The sequence below is a fragment of the Sphingomonas sp. Leaf9 genome (assembly GCF_001421355.1).
Classification (GTDB): Bacteria; Pseudomonadota; Alphaproteobacteria; order Sphingomonadales; family Sphingomonadaceae; genus Sphingomonas.
In genome coordinates this window covers 85962-107023 of the sequence record NZ_LMKC01000003.1, presented here as the reverse complement: position 1 = coordinate 107023, position 21062 = coordinate 85962, and the positions used below count along the sequence as shown (strand labels likewise).

General features: G+C 68.5%; 22 protein-coding genes. 11 read left to right on the top strand and 11 right to left on the bottom strand.

The genetic code is table 11. From position 1 onward, the window contains the following. Positions 1–5: 5 nt before the first annotated feature. From ASE58_RS08390 to ASE58_RS08350, 9 genes are all read right to left on the bottom strand, one after another. Positions 6–1211 (bottom strand): class I SAM-dependent RNA methyltransferase, encoded by a 1206-nt coding sequence (locus ASE58_RS08390; protein WP_055819909.1) that lies wholly within the window; start codon positions 1209–1211, stop codon positions 6–8. Then, on the bottom strand, positions 1202–2596 hold the full coding sequence (locus ASE58_RS08385; protein WP_327196335.1) for an NAD(P)H-hydrate dehydratase: 1395 nt from the start codon (positions 2594–2596) through the stop codon (positions 1202–1204). The genes ASE58_RS08390 and ASE58_RS08385 overlap by 10 nt, the downstream gene beginning before the upstream one ends. Continuing rightward, entirely contained in the window at positions 2593–2991 is a 399-nt protein-coding gene (locus tag ASE58_RS08380; RefSeq protein WP_055819906.1) for a hypothetical protein, read from the bottom strand. Before ASE58_RS08380 ends, ASE58_RS08385 begins: the two co-directional genes overlap by 4 nt. Positions 2992–3066: 75 nt before the next feature. Next, positions 3067–4788, bottom strand: coding sequence for a dihydroxy-acid dehydratase (gene ilvD / locus ASE58_RS08375; protein WP_055819903.1), 1722 nt, complete (start codon positions 4786–4788; stop codon positions 3067–3069). A 9-nt stretch (positions 4789–4797) separates the two neighbouring features. Continuing rightward, positions 4798–5523: an N-formylglutamate amidohydrolase gene (locus tag ASE58_RS08370; protein WP_055819900.1), complete on the bottom strand. Its 726-nt coding sequence runs from the start codon at positions 5521–5523 to the stop codon at positions 4798–4800. Then, the gene (locus ASE58_RS08365; protein WP_055819897.1) at positions 5524–6243 is read right to left on the bottom strand and encodes an enoyl-CoA hydratase/isomerase family protein; all 720 of its coding nucleotides are present in this window, start codon (positions 6241–6243) and stop codon (positions 5524–5526) included. Positions 6244–6392: 149 nt separating this feature from the next. Beyond that, complete coding sequence (locus ASE58_RS08360; RefSeq protein WP_055819894.1) at positions 6393–7220, bottom strand: 4-(cytidine 5'-diphospho)-2-C-methyl-D-erythritol kinase; 828 nt, start codon at positions 7218–7220, stop codon at positions 6393–6395. A gap of 5 nt (positions 7221–7225) precedes the next feature. Beyond that, positions 7226–8782, bottom strand: a complete 1557-nt coding sequence (locus ASE58_RS08355) for a tetratricopeptide repeat protein (protein WP_235513545.1) — start codon at positions 8780–8782, stop codon at positions 7226–7228. A 25-nt stretch (positions 8783–8807) separates the two neighbouring features. Beyond that, entirely contained in the window at positions 8808–10469 is a 1662-nt protein-coding gene (locus tag ASE58_RS08350) for an electron transfer flavoprotein-ubiquinone oxidoreductase (protein WP_055819892.1), read from the bottom strand. Between the two features lie 114 nt (positions 10470–10583). Between ASE58_RS08350 and ASE58_RS08345 the strand changes: the two genes are divergently transcribed. From ASE58_RS08345 to moaB, 3 genes are read left to right on the top strand one after another with little or no spacing between them, the layout of a single operon-like run. Then, positions 10584–11300: a uracil-DNA glycosylase family protein gene (locus tag ASE58_RS08345; protein ID WP_055819889.1), complete on the top strand. Its 717-nt coding sequence runs from the start codon at positions 10584–10586 to the stop codon at positions 11298–11300. Next, positions 11297–13069 carry a lytic transglycosylase domain-containing protein gene (locus ASE58_RS08340; protein WP_235513544.1) on the top strand — a complete coding sequence of 591 codons (1773 nt, stop codon included), beginning with the start codon at positions 11297–11299 and terminating at the stop codon, positions 13067–13069. Before ASE58_RS08345 ends, ASE58_RS08340 begins: the two co-directional genes overlap by 4 nt. Then, complete coding sequence (gene moaB / locus ASE58_RS08335; protein WP_055819883.1) at positions 13059–13586, top strand: molybdenum cofactor biosynthesis protein B; 528 nt, start codon at positions 13059–13061, stop codon at positions 13584–13586. Before ASE58_RS08340 ends, moaB begins: the two co-directional genes overlap by 11 nt. 48 nt (positions 13587–13634) lie before the next feature. Here the strand turns inward: moaB and ASE58_RS08330 are convergent, their stop codons facing one another. Then, positions 13635–14120 carry a YbjN domain-containing protein gene (locus ASE58_RS08330; RefSeq protein ID WP_055819881.1) on the bottom strand — a complete coding sequence of 162 codons (486 nt, stop codon included), beginning with the start codon at positions 14118–14120 and terminating at the stop codon, positions 13635–13637. Between the two features lie 60 nt (positions 14121–14180). Further along, positions 14181–14510 (bottom strand): VOC family protein, encoded by a 330-nt coding sequence (locus tag ASE58_RS08325; protein WP_055755730.1) that lies wholly within the window; start codon positions 14508–14510, stop codon positions 14181–14183. Between the two features lie 54 nt (positions 14511–14564). Here ASE58_RS08325 and ASE58_RS08320 point away from each other — a divergent pair, with 54 nt between their 5' ends. From ASE58_RS08320 to coaD, 8 genes are all read left to right on the top strand, one after another. Then, complete coding sequence (locus ASE58_RS08320) at positions 14565–15635, top strand: PA0069 family radical SAM protein (RefSeq protein ID WP_055819878.1); 1071 nt, start codon at positions 14565–14567, stop codon at positions 15633–15635. A 61-nt stretch (positions 15636–15696) separates the two neighbouring features. Next, complete coding sequence (locus tag ASE58_RS08315; protein ID WP_055819875.1) at positions 15697–17115, top strand: M48 family metalloprotease; 1419 nt, start codon at positions 15697–15699, stop codon at positions 17113–17115. A 39-nt stretch (positions 17116–17154) separates the two neighbouring features. Continuing rightward, entirely contained in the window at positions 17155–18321 is a 1167-nt protein-coding gene (locus ASE58_RS08310; protein ID WP_055819873.1) for an NAD(P)/FAD-dependent oxidoreductase, read from the top strand. After that, the gene (locus ASE58_RS08305; protein WP_082467916.1) at positions 18285–18851 is read left to right on the top strand and encodes a DNA-deoxyinosine glycosylase; all 567 of its coding nucleotides are present in this window, start codon (positions 18285–18287) and stop codon (positions 18849–18851) included. The genes ASE58_RS08310 and ASE58_RS08305 overlap by 37 nt, the downstream gene beginning before the upstream one ends. A gap of 22 nt (positions 18852–18873) precedes the next feature. Continuing rightward, positions 18874–19299, top strand: a complete 426-nt coding sequence (locus tag ASE58_RS08300) for a DUF6678 family protein (protein ID WP_156347673.1) — start codon at positions 18874–18876, stop codon at positions 19297–19299. 112 nt (positions 19300–19411) lie between these two features. Continuing rightward, positions 19412–19654 (top strand): exodeoxyribonuclease VII small subunit, encoded by a 243-nt coding sequence (locus ASE58_RS08295; protein WP_055819867.1) that lies wholly within the window; start codon positions 19412–19414, stop codon positions 19652–19654. Continuing rightward, complete coding sequence (locus tag ASE58_RS08290; RefSeq protein WP_055819864.1) at positions 19654–20559, top strand: polyprenyl synthetase family protein; 906 nt, start codon at positions 19654–19656, stop codon at positions 20557–20559. The genes ASE58_RS08295 and ASE58_RS08290 overlap by 1 nt, the downstream gene beginning before the upstream one ends. Further along, entirely contained in the window at positions 20556–21056 is a 501-nt protein-coding gene (coaD, locus tag ASE58_RS08285) for a pantetheine-phosphate adenylyltransferase (protein WP_082467832.1), read from the top strand. The genes ASE58_RS08290 and coaD overlap by 4 nt, the downstream gene beginning before the upstream one ends. Positions 21057–21062 lie beyond the last annotated feature (6 nt).

The following is a 21062-nucleotide window of genomic DNA, read 5'->3' as shown; positions in this document are numbered from 1 at the left end:
CTGCGCTAGTCGCGCACCAGCCGCGCGACCAGTTCGACATGGGTCGACCAGCGGAATTGCCCGACCGGCTGCACCCAGTCGATCCGGTAGCCAGCCTGCACCAACATCTTAGCATCGCGCGCGAAGCTGCTGGGATTGCACGAAACATAGGCGATGATCGGCGTTTTGCTTTCCGCCAGTGCGGCCGCCTGTTCGCGGGCGCCCGCGCGGGGTGGGTCAAGGATTACCGCGTCGAACCGGTCGAGTTCGGTGGCGGTCAGCGGGCGGCGGAACAGGTCGCGATGGTCGGCCACGACCGGCCGGCCGGCACGCGCGGCGGCGAGCTTCAGCGCCATGATCGCCTCGCGACCCGCCTCCCCGGCATAGGTTCGCGTGCTGCTGTTCCGCGAGAGGGTGAAGGTGCCCAACCCGGCGAACAGGTCGGCGACGATCGTCGCCCCTGCGACTGCTTCGTCGACCGCCGCGATCAGCGCCGCTTCGCCATCGCCGGTCGCCTGCAGGAAGCTGCCCGGCGGGAACGGGACGGGCACGCCCCCCAGCGTCACTGTGACCGGCTCCGGCTCCCAGCGCGCCTCCGCGCCCATGCCGTCGTCGATCGACAGCCGGGCGAGCCGCTGGTCCTGCGCGAAGCTGGTCAGGGCTTCGGCGGCGGCCAGACCATCGGCGATCTTGCCGATGATGAGGACGTCGACCCCCTGATCGACCCGCGCCAGATGGACGTCGGCACGTGAACGGTCCTTGAGCGCCGTTGCCAGCAGCCAGCGCAGCGGGGCGATGGCGGCGAAGAGTTCGGGCAGGAGGACATGGCATTCGCGCACGTCGACGATGCGGTGGGTGCCGCTTTCGGTGAAGCCCAGCGTCACCTGCTTCCCCCGCCGGTCGGCATGGAGCGTCGCGCGGCGGCGGGTGTGGGTCGCGGACAGGATCGCCGGGCGGACCACGGCGTCGAGCGACTGCGACGCCAGCGCGCCGCGCACCCGGTCGGCGACGAAATCAGCCTCGCTGGGCAGGTCGAGATGCTGGAGCTGGCACCCACCACAGGTGGGAAAGTGGCTGCATGGCGGCACGGCGTTATGCGGCCCATGCTCGATCGAGCCATCGGCCAGCAACCGATCGCCGGGGGCGGCCAGCGGCACGTGACAGCCATCGCCGGTCACCCCCTCGCCCCGCGCCGCGACGCGAACGATCAGGTCGTCCTCGTTCAGCGACATGCGGCGATCGCCTGACCCAGATGACCGATCAGCGCGTCGGCGACGAAGGCCGGGCCGGCAAGCTGCGCGGCGCGACCGTGCAGCCACACCGCCTGCGCCGCCGCCTGCTCGCCACCGGGCCGCAGCCGCGCCGCCAGGATGCCGGCCAGCACGTCGCCGGTGCCGGCGGTCGACAGCCACGAAGGCGCATCGGGAGAAACGGTAACGGTGCCGTCGGGGGAAGCGATCACGGTATCGGGGCCTTTGTGAACGATGGTGGCGCGCGCCTGTAGCGCAGCTTGGGCCGTTCGGTCGATCTTGTTGCCGCCCCCCGCTCCGAACATCCGGTCGAACTCGCCGCTATGGGGCGTCAGGAATGTCGGCGCGGCGCGCCCGGCGATGCGTCCGATCCCCGCCGCGCCGAGTACGGACAGGGCATCGCCGTCGATGACCAGCGGCGCGGCGCAGGCGAGCGCGGCGTCGATCAGGCGGGTCGCGTCGTCGTCCCGCCCCAGCCCCGGCCCGACCAGCACAGCCGCCAGCCGATCGTCGGCCAGCAGCGCGGGAAGATCGTCCCGCAACCGGCGGACCAGCGCGTCGGGCCCGCCCTGCCCGGCATCGTCACCCGCCAGTACCACATAGCCAGCCCCCGCCGCCAACGCGGCATGCGCCGCCAGCCGCGCGGCACCCGGCATCTCGCCTGCCAGCACTGCGACCAGCCCCCGGCGATATTTATGCGCCTCGCGGTCGGGCGCGGCGATCACCGGACGCGCGATGGTCCGGGCGGCGGCAGGCAGAGCGATGCCGAGATCGGCGAGCAGGACATGCCCCATGTACGCGACCGCCGCCCCGGTGACATGGGCGGGCTTGAGCGCGCCGAGTGCCACGGTCACACCCGCCCTGCCGGCACCGGCGAAGCCGCGTTCGGCATCGGCGTCGATCCCGCTCGGCAGGTCGATGGCGACGACGAAGGCGTCACGGGTCAGCCGTGCCAGCGGATCGGCGATGTCGGGGGCGAGCGGACGCGACAGACCAATGCCGAACAGGCCATCGACGACCACCGGACGAGCTTCTGCTTCGGCCAATGTCGCCACCGGCCCGGTCCACGCCGCGCGCATCCGCGCGGCCGCGCCGAATGCGCGGGCGGGCAACGCCGCCACTGCCACGTCATAGCCCCATTCCCGCAAAACTCTTGCGCAAACAAAGGCATCGCCACCATTGTTGCCAGATCCTGCCAGCACAAGGACCGGACGCCCGAGTGCCAGACGACGCACTTCACACGCGACCGCCAGTCCGGCGCGCTCCATCAGCGCGTCCTGCGTGACGCCGGAAGCGAAGGCCGCATCCTCCGCCGCGCGGATGGCCGCGCCGCGCAGGATCGGCGCGTTCGCCGGGAACAGCGTCACCGTGCGACGGGACCGACCGTCGCGGGCAGGCGGTAGCGCGCGCCGCCGATCGCGACCTCGATCCGGTTGTCGCCGACGACGGTGACCTTTGCCACCTCAGCGCCGTCGGCCGCGATGACCCCCCGCCCATCGCCGGCGATACGCAGCCGGTGGAAGCCGCCATCGGGCTGGCGCAGGGTCAGCAAGATGCCGCCCTGATCGGTCGTGCGCTCGATGGTGCAATCGGCGGCGAGCGGCGCGGTCGCATCGGCGGCGCATTCGATCCGCCCGGCGTCATCAGCGGCGGCGCGCTGTTCCGCTTCAATATTGGCAAGGACGGCAGGGTCAGGCCTGCGGTCGCATGCACCCAGCAGCACGATGCCGGCAAGGGCAAGGTATCGTTCGAATCCGGTCATGGCGGATCGATACCACAACACGACCAGCACCGTATCCCCGCGCAGGCGGCGATACGGTGCTGTCGCTCAAAGGCGTCAGATATCCGCGTAGACGTGCCGTTCCGCCTTCGCACCCGGATGGGTCACCGCGCCCTGATAGGCGGGGCCGACCGTGGTCGAATAGCGCCACAGCGCGCCGGCCTGATAATCGTTTACCCGTGGCTGCCACTTCGCCCGGCGCTCGGCCAAGACGGTCGGCGCCACGTCGAGGTCGATCGTGCCGGCTTCGGCGTCGATGGTGATGATGTCGCCATCCTCGACCAGCGCGATCGGGCCGCCTTCGGCCGCTTCGGGCCCGACATGGCCGATGCAGAAGCCGCGTGTGCCGCCCGAAAAGCGGCCATCGGTGATGAGCGCGACGGTTTCGCCCATGCCGAGGCCGTAGAGCGCAGCAGTGGTCGACAGCATCTCGCGCATGCCCGGACCGCCCTTTGGACCTTCATAGCGGATGACGATGACGGTGCCGTCGGTGATGCTGCGCTGCTCGACGGCGGCGAAGGCGTCTTCCTCGCAGTCGAACACGCGAGCGGTGCCGGTGAACTGGAGGCGCTTCATCCCCGCCACCTTCACGATCGCACCATCGGGGGCGAGCGTCCCGCGCAGCCCGACGACGCCACCGGTCGGGGTGATCGGCGTCCTGACGTCGTAGATGACCTTCTGGTCAGGATTCCACGTCACTTCGTCGATATTCTCGCCCAGCGTCTTGCCGGTGACGGTCATGCAGCTGCCATCGAGCAGGTCATTGGCAAGCATGGTCTTCATCAGCATGTAGACGCCGCCGGCTTCATACATGTCCTTGGCGACATATTTGCCACCGGGCTTCAGGTCCGCGACGTACGGCGTTGATTTGAAAGCCTCTGCCACGTCGAACAGGTCGAAATCGATGCCGGCTTCGTTCGCCATCGCCGGCAGGTGCAGCGCGGCGTTGGTCGACCCGCCCGTGGCCGCCACGACGCGCGCGGCGTTGATGAAGGCGGCGCGGGTGGCGATGTCGCGCGGGCGCAGGTTCAGGCGCACCAGCTCCATCACCTGCTTGCCCGCCGCGATCGCGATCTCTTCGCGGCTGCGATAGGGGGCGGGCACCATGTTGGAATTGGGCAGCGACAGGCCGATCGCTTCGCCGACGCACGCCATGGTGTTGGCGGTAAACTGGCCCCCGCAGGCACCGTGGCCGGGACAGGCAACCTTTTCGAGCGCGGTCAGGTCGTGCAGCGGACAGGTGCCGGCGGCATAGCGGCCGACCGCCTCGAACACGTCGACCACGGTCACGTCGCGGTCCTCGAACCGGCCGGGCAGGATCGATCCGCCATAGACGAAGATCGACGGCACGTTCAGCCGCAACATCGCCATCATCATGCCCGGCAGCGACTTGTCGCACCCGGCAAAGCCGACCAGTGCGTCATAGCAATGGCCGCGCACCGACAGCTCGACCGAATCGGCAATCACTTCGCGGCTGACCAGAGAGGATTTCATCCCCTGGTGGCCCATGGCGATGCCGTCGGTCACGGTGATAGTGTTGAACCGGCGCGGCATGCCGCCGCCCATCACCACGCCTTCACGGGCGGCATCGGCCTGGAAATCCAGCGTCGTGTTGCACGGCGCGCTGTCGTTGCCGGCCGAGGCGAGCGCCACAAACGGCTTGGCAATGTCCTCTTCGGCGATGCCCATCGCGTAATAATAGCTGCGATGGGGCGCGCGTTCGGGGCCGACGGAAACGTGGCGGCTGGGCAGCCGCGATTTGTCGAAAGGCTGGGTCATGGCGACAGCCTATTGCGCAGGGAGCCGCTCCAGCGCAAGTCCATTGCGCACCGCAGCGATCATATCGGCAAGGATCGCACACCAGCGCGCGACCCCGGCGGGATCGGCGATCAGGTCGTTGCGGACCTCTACCGACAGCGACGGGATACCCTGCCCCTCCGCATGGCGATCGAGCGTCGCGTTGAGGATCCGGCCCGAATAGGGCTGCTGATCGCCTGTGGGGATTCCCTCTGCGCGAACAAAGTCGATCGCGATGCGGGCGGCGCGGTCGTCGCGGCCGTAAAGGATGCCTGCCTCCCACGGGCGCGGTTCGCCACCGGTTTCGAGGGCCGGCGTGAAGCTGTGGATCGCGACGATCAGGCGGGGGCGGTCGCGACGTACCTGGTCGCGGATCGCGCGGTGATAGGGCGCGTGGAAGCGGGCGATGCGATCGGCGCGGTCCGCGCCGACATTGGCGGCGATGGCGTGACCGTCGGAAACTTCGGGGATCAGGCCGGGATGATCGCTCTGGCGATGCAGGTCGATCACCAGCCGCGACACGGTGCCAAGGATGGCGGGCGCGTCAAGTTCGGCCGACAGCGCGTGGGTGAGCGGCCCCGCGCCGATATCGACGCCGACGTGCAGCGACAACAGATGCCGGGGAATCGCCACATCGTCCGGCACCCAGGCGGAGGCATGATCGCAAAGCAGGAGCAGGCCGGTGTCGGTTCCGGGCAGGTGATCGGCAGCGCGCATTCAGAACTCCGGCGGTCGGCGGTCGCGAAAGGCGGCGAGGCCCTCGGCCAGTTCGGCGCTCCCGAACGCCGCGTCGAACCGCGCTTCGCCGCCGGGAACGCCGTCGATGGCGAGCTTCAGGCTCCGCACCGCGCCGGGGGCGTTGGCGGCGATGCTCGTGGCGAGGGCCTGTGCGCTGCCGCCGCGCCGATGGGCGAGGCCGATGGCAAGGGCTTCGTCGGCATCGATCGCGTCGCCGGTGTAGAGCAGCCGCGCCGCCTGCCCCCGCCCTACCGCCGCCACCAGTCGCGTAACATCGGCCGGGGGGTAGAGGATGCCGAGCCGCGCCGGCGGGATCGCAAAGCGCGCGCCGTCGCCGGCGACGATCAGGTCGCAGGCGAGCGCAAGGGCGACCGCCGCCCCAAAGCATCCGCCATCGACGGCGGCGATGACCGGCATCGGCAGGCAGGCAACGCCCTCGATCGCGGCGGACAGGCTTTCGCGGAACAGCGCGCGGCGGGCGGGATCGCGCTGCAGCTCGGGAAATTCGGCAATGTCGGCCCCGGCCGAAAACACCCCCGCTTCGCGCGAGGCGATCAGCACCGCCCGCGCATCCGACGTCGCCAATTTGGCGACGTGGGCAGCCAGTTGCTGCCACCCGGCGATGGGCAGGGCGTTGCGCGCGCTGCTCCGCGCCAGCCACAGGGTCGCGACCGCACCGTCGCGGGTACAGTCGATCATGGCGGGAAAGTGGGCGGCGTCCGAGGAGACCGCCCACGGACGATCCGCTCCTGGCGTTTGATCCGCGTGCGATCCCTCGCAAGCATCGCGCCAAGTCGGCACTCCAGCGGGCGCAGGGGGCAGCTGTTCGAAATCGGGACGATCGACTGTCACGCCAGTGCCGTTTCGAGACACCACCAATCGGGTCGGGCGGTGCGAACCGCCTGCGCCGCGTCGGCGCAGTCCTCCGCCCGGTCGAACAGCGCGAAACAGGTCGCGCCCGATCCCGACATCCGCGCCAGCCGCACGCCCTGCGCGTCGCCCAGCATCGCCAGCACCATGTCGATCGCCGGGGCCAGCGCGCGGGCCGGCGGCTCGAGATCGTTGCGGCCGCCAAGCGCGATGGCGAGCGCGTCCCCCTGTGGCAAGGGTCCGCGATCGGTTCGGTCCCATGCGGCAAAGACCGCGGCGGTCGATACGCCGACGCCGGGATTGACCAGCAGCACCGGGAGCGCGGGCACGTCGATCGGCGTCAAACATTCGCCCCGCCCGCGTCCGATCATCGTCCGCCCCGCCAGACAGGCTGGCACGTCCGACCCCAGCGCGGCAGCGATGGTCATCAGTGCCGGATCACCCAGCGCGATCCCGGCAAGCTGCGCCATGCCACGCAACGTTGCGGCAGCATCGGCCGATCCGCCGCCGATGCCCGATGCCACCGGCAGATGCTTGTCGAGCACGATCGACAAGGGCTGTCCCGCACCGAACGCGCCGCGAAACGCATCGCGGGCGCGGGTGACGAGGTTGTCGCCTTCCCCGCTCAATCCGGCAGCGAACGGCCCGACGATCGCGAAGCCATCGCGTGTCCCCGGGGTCAACCGAACCGCGTCGCCATCGCGGACGAACACGAACAGCGTCTCCAGTTCGTGATAGCCATCGTCGCGCCGGGCGCGGACGTGGAGGGCGAGGTTCAGCTTGGCGGGTGCGGGTTCGACGATCATCCGGGTCAGCGATGCGACGAAGGCGGCCCGTTCGCAAGCCTTGCCGCCAGCCGCGCCGCGTCGGGACCGCTGGCGGACACCGCCGCCGCGCTCCAGGCATAGCGTGCCTCCACCCGGCGACCGGCGGCCCAATACAGGTCGCCGAGATGCTCGTTGATCTCCAGATCGTCGGGCGCCTGCCGCACCGCCCCCTCGATCAGCGGCAGCGCGGCGGGGAGGTTGCCGGCACGAAACCGGGCCCAGCCGAGCGAATCGGCGATGGCGGGGTCCTTGGGTGCCAGCGCATGGGCGCGTTCGAGCATTCGCGTCGCATCGGCGACATTTTCGCCACGATCGACCTGCGCATAGCCCAGATAGTTGAGCGCCGCCGGCTCCTGCGGGGCCAGTTCCACCGCGCGGCGCAGCATCGGCAGCGCGCCGGCCCAGTCACCTGTCCGGTCGAGCGCCGCGCCCCGTTGCAGGTACAGCGTCCAGTCCGCCGCCGATCCGGCCTGCGCCAATGCCCGCGCGTAGACCTCAGCCGCTTCGGCAGGCTGGTTCGATTCGAGCAGCAGGTCGCCATAGCGGCGCAGGCTGGCGGTCGAGGCATCCCGCCGCGCCGCCTGTTCGCGGGCCAGCGAGAGCGCACCGGGCAGGTCGCCCGCGCGCTGGAGCGCGACGACGCCCAGCGCATTGGCGCTGCCGGCGAAGGGATCGCCCGGCGGGACCTGCGCCAATATCGCCCGCGCCTCGCCGATCGCGTCGTCGCGGGCCAGCGCGTCGGCCAGTGCGATGCGGGCGCGGGAATAATCGGGGTCGAGCAGCAGCGCCGAGCGGCTGAGCATGATCGCCAGCGCCTCGGTCCCTTCGGCCGACAGGTCGCCCGCCATCCGTGCGAACAGGCGCGACACCCCGAAGCGGGCATCGCCCCTGCTCCCGCGCCCCAGCGTCTCGGCGGCGCGCGACAAGACCGGATCGTCACCGGCCAGCAGCGCGCGGGCGGTGTCGCGTTCGCCGGCACGGGCGAGCAGCTGCGCGGCGTTCAATCTGAAATCGGCGTCGCCGCCGGTGGTGGACAGCAGCGCGCGTGTGGCGGCGATTCCTTCCGCCGCCTTGCCCGTCGCCAGCAGGCGCAGCGCGGCGTTTTCGGCGGCATAGCGACGCGGGATCGCACCGCTGTCGCCCGCCACCGGCGGCGCGGGAAGATCGACCCAACTGGCGAGCAGGGGTACGAGAAAACCGAGCGGCGATTCGGCCAGCCGGCCGAGCGCGACGCGCTGCCCCGCCGCATCGCGCGCGATCACCGCATCGCTGAACGCCAAGATGTCGAGGTCCACTGGAGCGACATCGGCGGCGCGCAATACCGCACCGGCGCGGCGGGCAAGCGGCAGGTCACCGGCGGCCAGCGCCTGTCGCAATGCCCGCACCGCGATCACCGGATCGGCGGGTTGCGCGGCCAGCGCCAGCGCATAGCCTTGCGCGGCGAGGGTAACCTGCCCGTCCGCATCGGCGGCACGGGCCTTCACATAGGCGGCAAGCGGGGTGACAGGCACGGCCGGCGCCGCCGACGCCGGTGTCGCCACCAGCGTCGCGACGATCAGTCCGAGGCTACATGTTCGGATAATTCGGTCCTCCGCCGCCTTCCGGCACGACCCAGTTGATGTTCTGCGTCGGGTCCTTGATGTCGCACGTCTTGCAGTGGACGCAGTTCTGGGCGTTGATGACGAATTTCGGGCTATCCGTCTCTGCACCCACGATTTCATATACGCCCGCCGGGCAATAACGTTGCGCGGGTTCGTCATAGAGCGGCAGGTCGTAGGCGACCGGCACGTCGGGGTCCTTCAACGTCAGGTGGACCGGCTGGTCCTCCTCATGATTGGTGTTCGACAGGAACACCGACGACAGCCGGTCGAAGCTCAGCACGCCATCGGGCTTGGGATAGGCGATCGGCTTCACCTGATCCTTGCGCCACAGGCTTTCGTGATCGGGGTGGTGGCCAAGCGTGAAGGGCATGCGGATGCCCCAATGTTCCGCCCACATCGTCGCATTGGCGACGCCCGATCCGACGAAATCGCCATATTTCTTCACCAGCGGCACGACGTTGCGCACCGTCCGCAGCTCTTCATAGACCCAGCTCGCCTCATAGGCAGCGGTGTAGGCGGTGAGCTCATCGCCCGAACGGCCGTCGCGCACGGCGGCGTAAGCGGCCTCGGCGGCCATCATGCCCGACTTCATCGCGGTATGGATGCCCTTGATCCGGGGCACGTTCAGGAAGCCCGCCGAACAGCCGACCAGCACCCCGCCGGGGAAGGTCAGTTTCGGCACCGACTGCCACCCGCCATCGTTGATCGCGCGCGCGCCGTACGAGACGCGCTTGCCGCCCTTCAGGATCGCGGCGATCGCCGGATGCGTCTTCCACCGCTGCATCTCCTGGAACGGGGAGAGATAGGGGTTGGAATAGTTGAGCCAGGTAACGAAGCCCAGCGCCACCTGCCCGTTCGCCTGATGATACAGGAACCCGCCGCCGTTCGACCCGCGCGTTTCGCTGAGCGGCCAGCCCTGGGTATGGATCACCCGGCCGGGGACGTGGTTTTCCGCCGGAATGTCCCACAATTCCTTGATACCCAGACCATAGACTTGCGGCTGGCTGTCCTTCGCCAGATCGAAGGTGCGGATGATCTGCTTCGACAGATGCCCGCGCACCCCTTCTGCGAAGAAGGTGTATTTGGCGTGGAGTTCGAGACCCGGCTGCCAGTCCGGCTTGCGCGTGCCGTCGCGGGCGATGCCCATGTCGCCGGTCGCGACGCCCTTCACCGACCCGTCGTCATGATACAGGATTTCGGCCGCCGCGAAGCCGGGGAAGATCTCGACGCCCAGCCCCTCGGCCTGTTCGGCCAGCCAGCGGCACATATTGCCGAGCGATCCGGTATAGGTGCCCTTGTTCTGCATGAATGGCGGCAGGACGCGGTGCGACACCTCGCTGCTGCCGGTTTCCGACAACAGCCAGTGATGGTTCTCCGTCACCGGCACCTCGGCCATCGGGCAGCCCATGGTCCGCCATTCGGGCAGCAGCTCGTCCATCGCCCGCGGATCGAACACCGCGCCCGACAGGATATGGGCGCCGACCTCCGACCCCTTTTCCAGCACGCAGACGGCCAGTTCCTCGCCCGCTTCGCCCGCCATCTGCTTCAGCCGAATCGCAGCGGACAGACCGGCCGGCCCCGCACCGACGATCACGACGTCATAGGGCATCGATTCCCGTTCGCTCATCTTCTCATCCTCTTGGGGCCACCGTCCCGTGTCGTCGCGCGGTTGCCTCGCCTTGTCCTTGCGAACGATTTGGGCAGATTGACGGGGAGGTCAAGGCGGTGCCTAACCGGCGGCATGGGGGTGGACCAGCATATTCAGTGGCACGAAGCGGCGGCAAGCGCGCTGGAATGGTGGAACGACGCCGGTGTCGACACGCTGGTGGAGGACGAGCTGCGCGACTGGTTCGCGACACCCGCGCCCGCCGCCCGCCCGCTTGCCGTAACGTCTGCGCCCGCCGCCGCGCTGGTGCCCGACACGCTCGACGCCTTTGTCGCATGGCGGATGGGCGATGCCGCGCCGGAAGCCGCATGGAACGCCGCGCGCGTGCCGGTGTCCCCCCAAAAAAATCCGTCGCTGATGATCCTGACCGATCTGCCCGAAGCCGATGATTCGGGCGACAGCGGCTGGATGACCGGCCCGGTCGGCGTGTTGCTCGACCGGATGCTGGCCGCTATCGGCGAGGTGCGCGAGAGCGTCGTCATCGCCGGCGTCGCCCATGCCCGCCCGCTGACCGGTCGCCTGCCCGCCGATGCGCAGGAACCGCTGGAGGCGCTGGCCCGCCGCCTGGTCACGCTGGTCGCGCCGCGCAAATTGCTGTTGTTCGGCGCGGAACCGTGCCGCGCTCTGCTCGGCCCCGAGGGGCAGCGCGGTGGTTTACGCACTCTTAACCACGGCGGCATAGCCTGTCCCACGATCGCCACGTTCCACCCGCGCTTCCTGTTGGAGCGGCCTTTGGCCAAAGCGGAAACATGGCGGCACCTGCAGTTGCTTATCAGGGAATCGACCGCGTGAAACTCAACCCACTCGTGTTCGCGGCGCTGCTATTGCCCGCCCTTCCCACCATTGCCCATGCCGATGATTCGCCGACGCACGGCACGGCCATCTCCGTCGCCGAAGCGCGCATCCCCCCGCAATTGTCGCCCGAGGATCGCGACGCCTATACCCAGGTATTTGCCGCGATCCGTGGGCAGCGCTGGGCTGATGCGCAACTGCGGCTCGACGCGATGAAGCCGGGGCCGCTCCACGCCGTTGCCCGCGCCGAACTCTATACCGCCAAGGGGTCGCCTAAGGTCGAGCTGCCACAGCTGCTGGCGCTGCTGAACGAAGCGCCCGACCTGCCCCACGCTCCCGACCTTGCCCGGCTCGCCAAGACGCGCGGGGCGGATGCCGTCCCCGAACTGCCGACACCGCAGCGGCTGGTATGGTTCGATGCCGCGCCGGTGCGCGTCCGGGCCAAGGCCGCGCGCAGCGATGCCGCCGCCGCGCAGCTGCTCGACGCGATGAAGCCCTATGTAAAGGCCGATGACGGTGCCGCCGCCGAAGCGCTGATCGCGACCCGCGCCGCCGACCTGACGCCCGAAGCGCTGACCGAGATGCGCGGGCGGGTCGCGTGGATCTATTTCGTGGCGGGCGACGATGCCAATGCCCGCCGCCTCGCCGCCGTCGCGCAGCAGGGCCAGGGCGACTGGACCGCACAGGCCGACTGGACGCAGGGCCTTGCCGCGTGGCGCCAGCAGGATTGCGCCGGGGCGCAGGCCGCCTTCGCCAGTGTTTCGCAGCGGGCCGGCGACACCGAATTGCGCTCGGCGGGGCTGTATTGGGCGACCCGTGCCGACATCGCCTGCGGCCGCCCCGATCTGGTCCAGGCGCGGCTGCAGACCGCCGCGCAATATGGCGAAACCTATTACGGGCTGCTCGCGCGGCAGGCACTGGGGCTGATCGAAGGAGCCGATGCCGGCGCCCGCGCGCCGGTGACCGAGGATTGGCGCGCGCTGGAGCGGCGGTCGAACGTGAAGGTCGCCGCCGCGCTCACCGAAATCGGCGAAGTTGCGCTGGCCGACAAGCTGCTGCGCTATCAGGCGCGGATCGGCGGCGCGGGGGATTATGCCGCGCTGACCCGGCTGTGCGGATCCCTGAACCTGCCCGCGACGCAGCTGTGGCTGTCGCATAACGGGCCGCAGGGCGCACGGCCGCTGGCCGAAGCGCGCTATCCCGCGCCCGACTGGACCCCCGATGGCGGCTGGCGCGTCGACAAGGCGCTGGTGTTCGCCCACACGTTGCAGGAATCACGCTTCGATGCGGGCGTGGTCAGCCCGGCGGGCGCGACCGGGCTGATGCAGATCCGCCCCGGTGCGCTGACCGATTATGCGCGCGCGCACGGCCTCAGCCTCGAAAAATCGGCGCTGTCGCGGCCGCAGGTGAACATGGCGGTCGGGCAGAGCTATCTGGAGCAGCTGCGCGACCGGCCGTTCACCGGCGGCCTGCTGCCCAAGGTTATCGCCGCCTATAATGCCGGCCCGACCCCGGTCGAGGCGTGGAACGTGCAGCTGAAGGACGGCGGCGATCCGCTGCTCTACATCGAATCGATCCCGTACTGGGAAACGCGCGGCTATGTGATGACCGTGCTGCGCAACTATTGGATGTATGAAAAGCAGGCGGGCAAACCGTCGGCCAGCCGCGCCGCGCTGGCGCAGGGGATGTGGCCGAAATTTCCGGGGCTGCCCGGTGCCGCCGCCGTCCGTGTGAACGGCGCGCAGACGCGGGTGGCCGATGCCAATTGACGACAGCCGGCCGTTCGTGCCGGTCCGGGTCGCGGTGCTGACGGTATCCGACACGCGCGGGCTGGCGGAGGATCGCTCCGGCGACACGCTGGTCGCCCGGCTGGAGAATGCCGGCCATATCCTGGCCGACCGGGCGATCGTGATCGACGATATCGACGTCATCGTCGCGCGGCTGCACGGCTGGATCGACGATGACGGCATCGATTGCGTCATCACCACCGGCGGCACCGGCGTCACCGGCCGCGACGTGACCCCCGAAGCGGTCGAACGCGTCGCAAGCAAGCTGATCCCCGGTTTCGGCGAACTGTTCCGCTGGCAAAGCTATGCCAAGATCGGCACCTCCACCATCCAGTCGCGCGCTACCGCCTGTGTCGCGCGCGGCACCTATATCTTTGCGCTGCCCGGATCGACCGGGGCGGTGAAGGACGGGTGGGACGGCATCCTGCGCGAACAGCTCGACATTCGCCACCGCCCCTGCAACTTCGTCGAACTGATGCCGCGGTTGCTGGAGCGATAGGCAGCGGGAGCGCCGGAGGCGTCGCGTACTGCCCCCTGCCCGCTACCGCTATTTCGCCGGCTTCGCCTTGGCTGCGTTGCGCTTTTCCTTCAGGAAATTGCCGAAACTTCCGTCCATCTCGGTGTACCAGCCGACCAGATCGGTGAACGACGCCTGGGTCATGCCGCCGACTGCGCTCACGTCCAGAAACTCGCGCATGTCGCCATCCTCGTCGACCGCGACTTTCAGGAAACGCTTCGTCGCATTCCATTCATTGGCGACGGCGGCGGTGAAGATCGGTTCCTTCTTGTACCATGACGCGAACTGGAACGAGTTGCAGCTCTTCAGTCCCTCACAACCATAGAATTCCACGGTGAACGATTCGCCGTTGGTCGCGCTCAGGATGTACGGCTCGCCTGCCTTGTTGATCTTCAATTCGGCCTTGTAGCCCGCCGCCTGCAACCCGGTGACGACATTGCCGGGCTGGCGCAAGTCGAGCACCGCCCCGTCGGGCGCAGCCAGTGCCGCCGCCGCCCCCATCAACGTTCCGATCATCGAACCTCCCCCTTGCTACCCCGCCCGGAACCTATCGCCGGAGCGGGGCAACCGACAAGGTCATTCCGCGACCATCGCCGCCAGTACATGCCCGTCGGGATCGCGGAAATGGAAGCGCCGGCCACCGGGAAACGCGAAGATCGGCTGGACCACCACCCCGCCCGCCGCCTCGACGGCGGCCAGCGTCGCCTCCAGATCGTCGACCTCGATCACCGGCAGCAGCGTCGTGAGCGACGTGTCGGCATCCAGCCCCAGATCGGTATCGCCGCTGGTCGTTGCGGCATAGTCCGGGCCGTAATCGGCGAACTGCCAGCCCATTACCGCCGTATAGAATGCCTTGGCAGGTTCGGTCGCCGTAACCGGAAGCTCGAGATAATTCAGCCGCGCCATATCGCACCCCTTCATGTTCTTGCTTCGTTCTAGCCAGTTCGATACGCTGATGCAATGTCCGCTCGTCCAGCCCGTGGCGCAACCATCAACGCGACCAGCACCCGGTTCGCGCTGCCGATGCAGGAATCGGACGGCGACTGGCTCGACTGGCGGGTAACGGTCGATGGCGCCGAGCCGATCTTGCGCACCACCGTCGCGATCGAACGGCCACGCACGATCCTGTCGCGCAACCGTTCGCCCGACATCCCGTTCGACCGGAGCATCAACCCCTATCGCGGCTGCGAACATGGCTGCATCTATTGCTTCGCGCGGCCGACCCATGCCTATCACGACCTGTCGCCGGGACTGGATTTCGAGACGAAGCTGTTCGCCAAGCCCGACGCCGCTGCCCTGCTGCGGGCCGAACTGGCCAGGCCCGGCTATGTCGCACAGCCGGTCGCGATGGGGACGAACACCGATCCCTATCAACCGATCGAACGTGACTGGCGGATCACGCGGGAGTGCATCGCGGTGCTGGCGGAGACGAACCATCCGTTGACCATCACCACCAAGTCCGACCGGGTGGTGCGCGACCTCGACCTGCTGGTGCCGATGGCGGCAAAGGGGCTGGTCAGCGTCACGCTGTCGGTCACGTCGCTCGATCCGATGATCGCCCGCACGCTGGAGCCGCGCGCGCCGCATCCCGAAAAGCGGCTGGCGGCGGTGGCGCGGCTGGCGGCAGCAGGGGTGCCGGTGTTCGTGTCGATCTCTCCGGTAATCCCGGCGATCACCGACCATGAGGTCGAACGGCTGCTCGAACGGGCGGCGGCGGCCGGGGCGCAGGGTGCCTATTTCCTGCCGGTGCGCCTGCCCCATGAAGTCGCCCCGCTGTTTCGCGCGTGGCTGGAGGCGCATTTCCCTGATCGCGCGGGAAAGGTGATGGCGATCATCCAGTCGCTGCGCGGCGGGCGCGACAACGATCCGGCGTTTCATTCGCGGATGCGGGGGCAAGGCGTGTGGGGACAGCTGCTCGCCACCCGCTTTGCCATCGCCTGTCGTCGACATGGGCTGAACGGTGGCCATCCCCGGCTGCGCTGCGACCTGTCCCGCCCGCCGGCCGGGGCGCAGGGCGAGTTGTTCAGCTAAACGACGGAACCGTTGTCGTATCGCAACGTATTCCGACCGAGGAAAACGGGGACGCACCACGATGACGACACGCCTTTGGACCGCCGCGATGCTGACCGCCGCGACGATCGCCGCGCCGGCCCATGCCCAGACGCGCGCCATTTCGCAAAGCGACCGCAGCCAGGGCGCGCAGGCCAACCCGCAGTTGCTGGCGCAATATGGCGGCAAATATTCGGGGCCGCAGTCGGCCTATGTCGAGCGGGTCGGCAAGAAGGTCGCGCTTCAATCCGGCCTGTCGAATGCCAGCGGCGATTTTACCGTCGCGCTGCTCAATTCGCCGGTCGAGAACGCCTTCGCCATCCCCGGCGGCTATGTCTACATCACCCGGCAGCTGCTGGCGCTGATGAACAGCGAGGCGGAGCTGGCGGCGGTGATGGGGCATGAGGTCGGCCACGTCGCCGCACGGCACAGCAATTCGCGCAACACCCGCTCGAGCATCGGGTCGATCGGCGCAGCACTGCTCGGCGCGGTGACCGGCAGCGATCTGGTCGGGCGGATCGCCGGGGCGGGATCGCAACTCTACACCCTGTCGTACAGCCGCAACCAGGAATATCAGGCCGACCAGTTCGGCGTACGCTATGCCACCGCCGCCGGCTATGCGCCGTCGGGGATGGCCGACGCGCTGGTCCAGCTGAACGATGCGCAGTCACTGGCCGCGCAGACCAGCGGGCGCGGCGGCAATGCCGTGCCGACCTGGATGAGCACCCACCCCAATGGTGCCGACCGGGTAAAGCGCGCGCGGGCGCTGGCGCAGCAGGCCGGCGGTGCCACGACCCAGCCGGTGCAGGACACCACCTATCTGCGGATGCTCGACGGGCTGCGCTATGATGACGATCCCGCGCAGGGGGTCATCGAGGGGTCGACCTTCAAGCATCCCGGCCTGCGCGTCCGCTTCACCGCGCCCAGCGGTTATGCGTTGCAGAACGGCACCGACGCGGTGACGATCGCCGGGCAAGGCGGACAGGCCGAGTTCCGCATGGGACCGGCGGGCGACCCGGCCAGCGTCGTGCGACAGCGGCTGGCGGCACTCGGCGCACAGAACGCGCCCGAGCCGCAGACGACGCGGATCAACGGCACCGACGCCGCGATCGCGACGGTGCGCGCCAATGCCAACAACCAGGCGGTCGACGTCACCATCGTCGCCTATCGCTACCCCTCGGCGACCTATTATTTCCAGATCGTCACGCCTGCCGGGCGCGGTATCGGGCCGTTCGAACCAATGCTCGACAGCTTCGGCACGCTGACGCAATCCGAAGCGAATGCGATTACCGGCAAGCGCATCCGCATCGTCACGGTGAAGGCTGGCGATACGATCGACTCGCTCGCCCGCCAGATGGCCTACTCCGATTTCCAGCGGGACCGGTTCCTGACACTGAACGGGATGGAAGGCGATGCGCGGCTGGTGCCGGGGCAGCTGGTGAAGCTGGTGGTGCGCGGCTGACCCCTTTCCGCCGCCCCTCACCCGTGCGAAGGGCGGCGGATGGCCCAACATGATGTCATCATCCTCGGCGCGGGCGGCGCCGGGTTGTTCTGCGCCGGGATCGCCGCCCGGCGCGGCAAGCGCGTGGTCGTGGTCGATCACGCGCCCGAACCGGGGCGCAAGATCGTCATTTCCGGCGGCGGACGCTGCAACTTCACCAATGTCGGGGCGAGCTGGGACCGCTATGTCTCGGCCAACCCGCATTTCGCCCGCTCGGCGCTGGGGCGTTACACCGCGCAGGATTTCATCGCACTGGTCGATAGCCATGGCATCGCGTGGCATGAAAAGACGCTCGGCCAGCTGTTCTGCGACGGATCAGCGCGGCAGATCGTGGCGATGCTGCTGGACGAGGCGGCGGGGGCGGAGATCGCGCTGGGCCAGCCGATCCGCGACGTCACCCATGCCGATGGCCTGTTCACCGTCGTCCATGGCGACCGCATCCTGACCGCGCCGTCGCTGGTGATCGCGACCGGCGGGCCATCGATCCCGAAGCTCGGTGCGACCGGCTTCGCCTATGACCTTGCCAAGCGGTTCGGGCTGAAACTGGTCGAGCCGCGCCCGGCGCTGGTGCCCCTGACCCTGCCGCCCGACGACGCGCTGTTCCGCGAATTGTCGGGCGTCGCGACCGAGGTCGTGGCGGGTGCGGGCAAGGCGACGTTTCGCGAGGCGGCGCTGTTCACCCATCGCGGCCTGTCGGGACCGGCGATCCTGCAGGCCTCGTCCTATTGGCGGCACCGCGAGCCGGTGACGATCGATTTCGTGCCCGACCGCGCGCCCGGCTGGCTGACCGAACTGAAGCGCACACGACCCCGCGTCGGCCTGCGCACCGCGCTGGGATCGGCACTGCCCGACCGGCTGGCCGAGGCGCTGGCGGTCAAGTTCGACTGTCCCGGCGAATTGGGCAACCAACGCGACGCCATCTTGGCGGCGATCGAACAACGGCTGAGCGGCTGGCAGTTTCATCCCAACGGCACCGAAGGTTTCGTCAAGGCGGAAGTCACCGTCGGCGGCGTCGCGACCGATGGCCTCAACCAGAAGACGATGGCGGCCAAGCACCTGCCCGGCCTGCACGTCATCGGCGAGGCGGTTGACGTCACCGGGTGGCTCGGCGGCTATAACTTCCAATGGGCATGGTCGAGCGGCTGGGCGGCGGGCCAGGCGGTGTGACCCGCAAGGCGTCGTTTCCGCCGGTTGTCGACCTGTCGACACGGGTGCTGATCCTCGGCAGCCTGCCGGGCGATGCCTCGCTGGCGGCAGGGCGGTACTACGCCCATCCGCAGAACCAGTTCTGGCGATTGCTGTCGCCGGTGGTCGGGGTCGACCTGCCCGCGCTGGACTATCACGACCGGCTGTTGGCGCTCCAGGCTGCGGGTATCGGCCTGTGGGACGTGGTGCAAAGCGCCACCCGCCCCGGCAGTAGTGACGCGGCGATCCGCGATGCGACCGCCAACGACGTGGCGGCGCTGATCGCGACATTGCCCACGTTACAGTTGGTGGCGTTCAATGGCGGCACGGCGGCGAAGGCGGGGCGAACGCTGGTGCACGGGATCGAGACGCTGGCCCTGCCGTCGAGCAGCCCGCTGCACACGGTCGGCGCGGCGGCGAAGCAGCCGGCGTGGAATGCGATCAAAGCGTATCTCGATCGAGCCTCGCCACAGCCTCAAGCAGCGCCGAACACCAAGTTGCGACCAGCTTGAAACGATGTAGAATTCGCCGTCGATGACCAATGATCTTTCCGAAGAACTCCGTAGCGATCGGAAAGCCGCACGACGCGATTATACCGCATCGCTGATGTCTAACAGCAAGTGGCGTGCAGTTTTCGAGGCATTGGCAAATGTGCGTCCGGCGCTGTCGCGGATCGACGTCAAGTTCATCGGGAACGACCACGCGAAACCCATGGGCTTGCCATGGCTCGATGCGCCCCACGCCTTTGTAGACAGTTTCGAATTTGGACCTTTCCCGCTGGTCGGGATCGAGTGGATCGAAGTGCCTTCCATTTTCCTTACCGCTGCGTCTCGGGAAATCCCGGCAACGCGTGAGACCCAGGATCTTGACGCTGCATGGTCTGCGTTGGAAGCGACGGGTAAGCAGCTGCCGCTCAGCCGGACACGACACGGGATACGGATTACCGGCCATCAAATCTGAACCAAGGTATTCTGACGATTGAAACGCACGTGACGGCGGTCAGGGCCGATTTGCTTCGAACCCCGCACACCCCGGTTGCCAACCCGACCTCCCCTGCCCCATAGCATCGCCCATGTCCGACGAACGCGATGTTTCCACCCTGTCCTTCGAAGACGCGCTGCGCGAGCTCGAAACCATCGTCAGCCGGCTGGAAACGGGTCAGGAAGACCTCCAGACCGCGATCGACCTCTATGCCCGCGGTGACCTGCTGCGCGCGCAATGTGCCGCGCGGCTCGATGCGGCGCAGGCCCGGATCGAGGCGATCCGGGTTGATGCCGAAGGGCGCGCCTCCACCCAGCCGTTCGACGCCCAATAATGGCGACCGTCGCGCCGCCGGTGTCGCTGAACGCCGCCCTTCGCGAAATCTCGGCGGAGATGGATCGCCAGTTCGACGCGCTGCTGCCCGTTCCCGGCGATCCGCGTGCGAACCTGTACCGCGCGATGCGCCATGCCGCGATCGGCGGGGGCAAGCGCCTGCGCCCGTTGCTGGTGTTCGCCACCGCCCGGCTGTTCAATGTCGAACGGGTGCGCGCCGCCCGTGCCTCGCTCGCGATCGAATGCATCCATGTCTACAGCCTGGTCCATGACGACCTGCCCGCGATGGACGATGACGACATGCGGCGCGGCAAGCCCACGGTGCACAAAGCATTCGACGAAGCGACCGCGATCCTGGCGGGTGACTGTCTCCACGCGCTGGCGTTCGAAATCCTGGCGCATGAAGCGACCCATCCCGACCCGCATGTCCGCATCGAGCTGATTGCCGACCTGGCGCACGCCTCCGGTCCGTCGGGCATGGCGGGCGGACAGGCGATGGACCTTGAGGCGGAGGGCACCAGCTTCGACCTGAATACCGTTACCCGGTTGCAGGCGATGAAGACCGGCGCGCTGATCGCCTGCTCGGTCGAGGCCGGCGCGATCCTCGGCCGCATTCCCGCCGACCAGCGCACCTCGCTCCGCGGCTATGCCCGCGACATCGGCCTTGCCTTCCAGATCGCCGACGACATCCTGGACGTCGAGGGCGACGAGGCGGCGGTCGGCAAGGCGCTGCGCAAGGACGGCGAGGCGGGCAAGGAAACCTTCCTCTCGCTGCTCGGCCTCGACCGTGCGCGCGAACAGGCGCGGTTGCTGGTCGACCAGTCGATCGAGCATCTGCGCGACTTTGGCCCCGAAGCCGACCTGCTGCGCGCCATCGCCCGTTACGTGCTGGAGCGCGACCGGTGAGGATCGGCGTCTATCCCGGCACGTTCGATCCGATCACGCGCGGGCATATGGATATCATCCGGCGCGGCGCGAAGCTGGTCGACCGGCTGGTGATCGGGGTCACGACCAATCCGTCCAAATCGCCGATGTTCACGCTCGACGAGCGGCTGGCAATGGTCGAACGCGAGGTGGTGGATGTCGTGGGGGATATTCAGGTCGTTGCGTTCGACGCGCTGCTGATGACTTTTGCCGAGCGGCAGGGGGCGAGCGTCATCGTGCGCGGCCTGCGCGCGGTGGCCGATTTCGAATATGAATACCAGATGGCGGGCATGAACCAGCAGCTGAACGACCGGATCGAAACGGTCTTCCTGATGGCCGACGTCTCGCTGCAACCGATCGCGTCGCGGCTGGTCAAGGAAATCGCGATGTATGGCGGATCGATCGCCAAGTTCGTGTCGCCGGCGGTGTGCGAAGAGGTGATCGCGCGGGTCGAGAAGCTGGGCCGCAAGGGAGAGTAAGCGCCT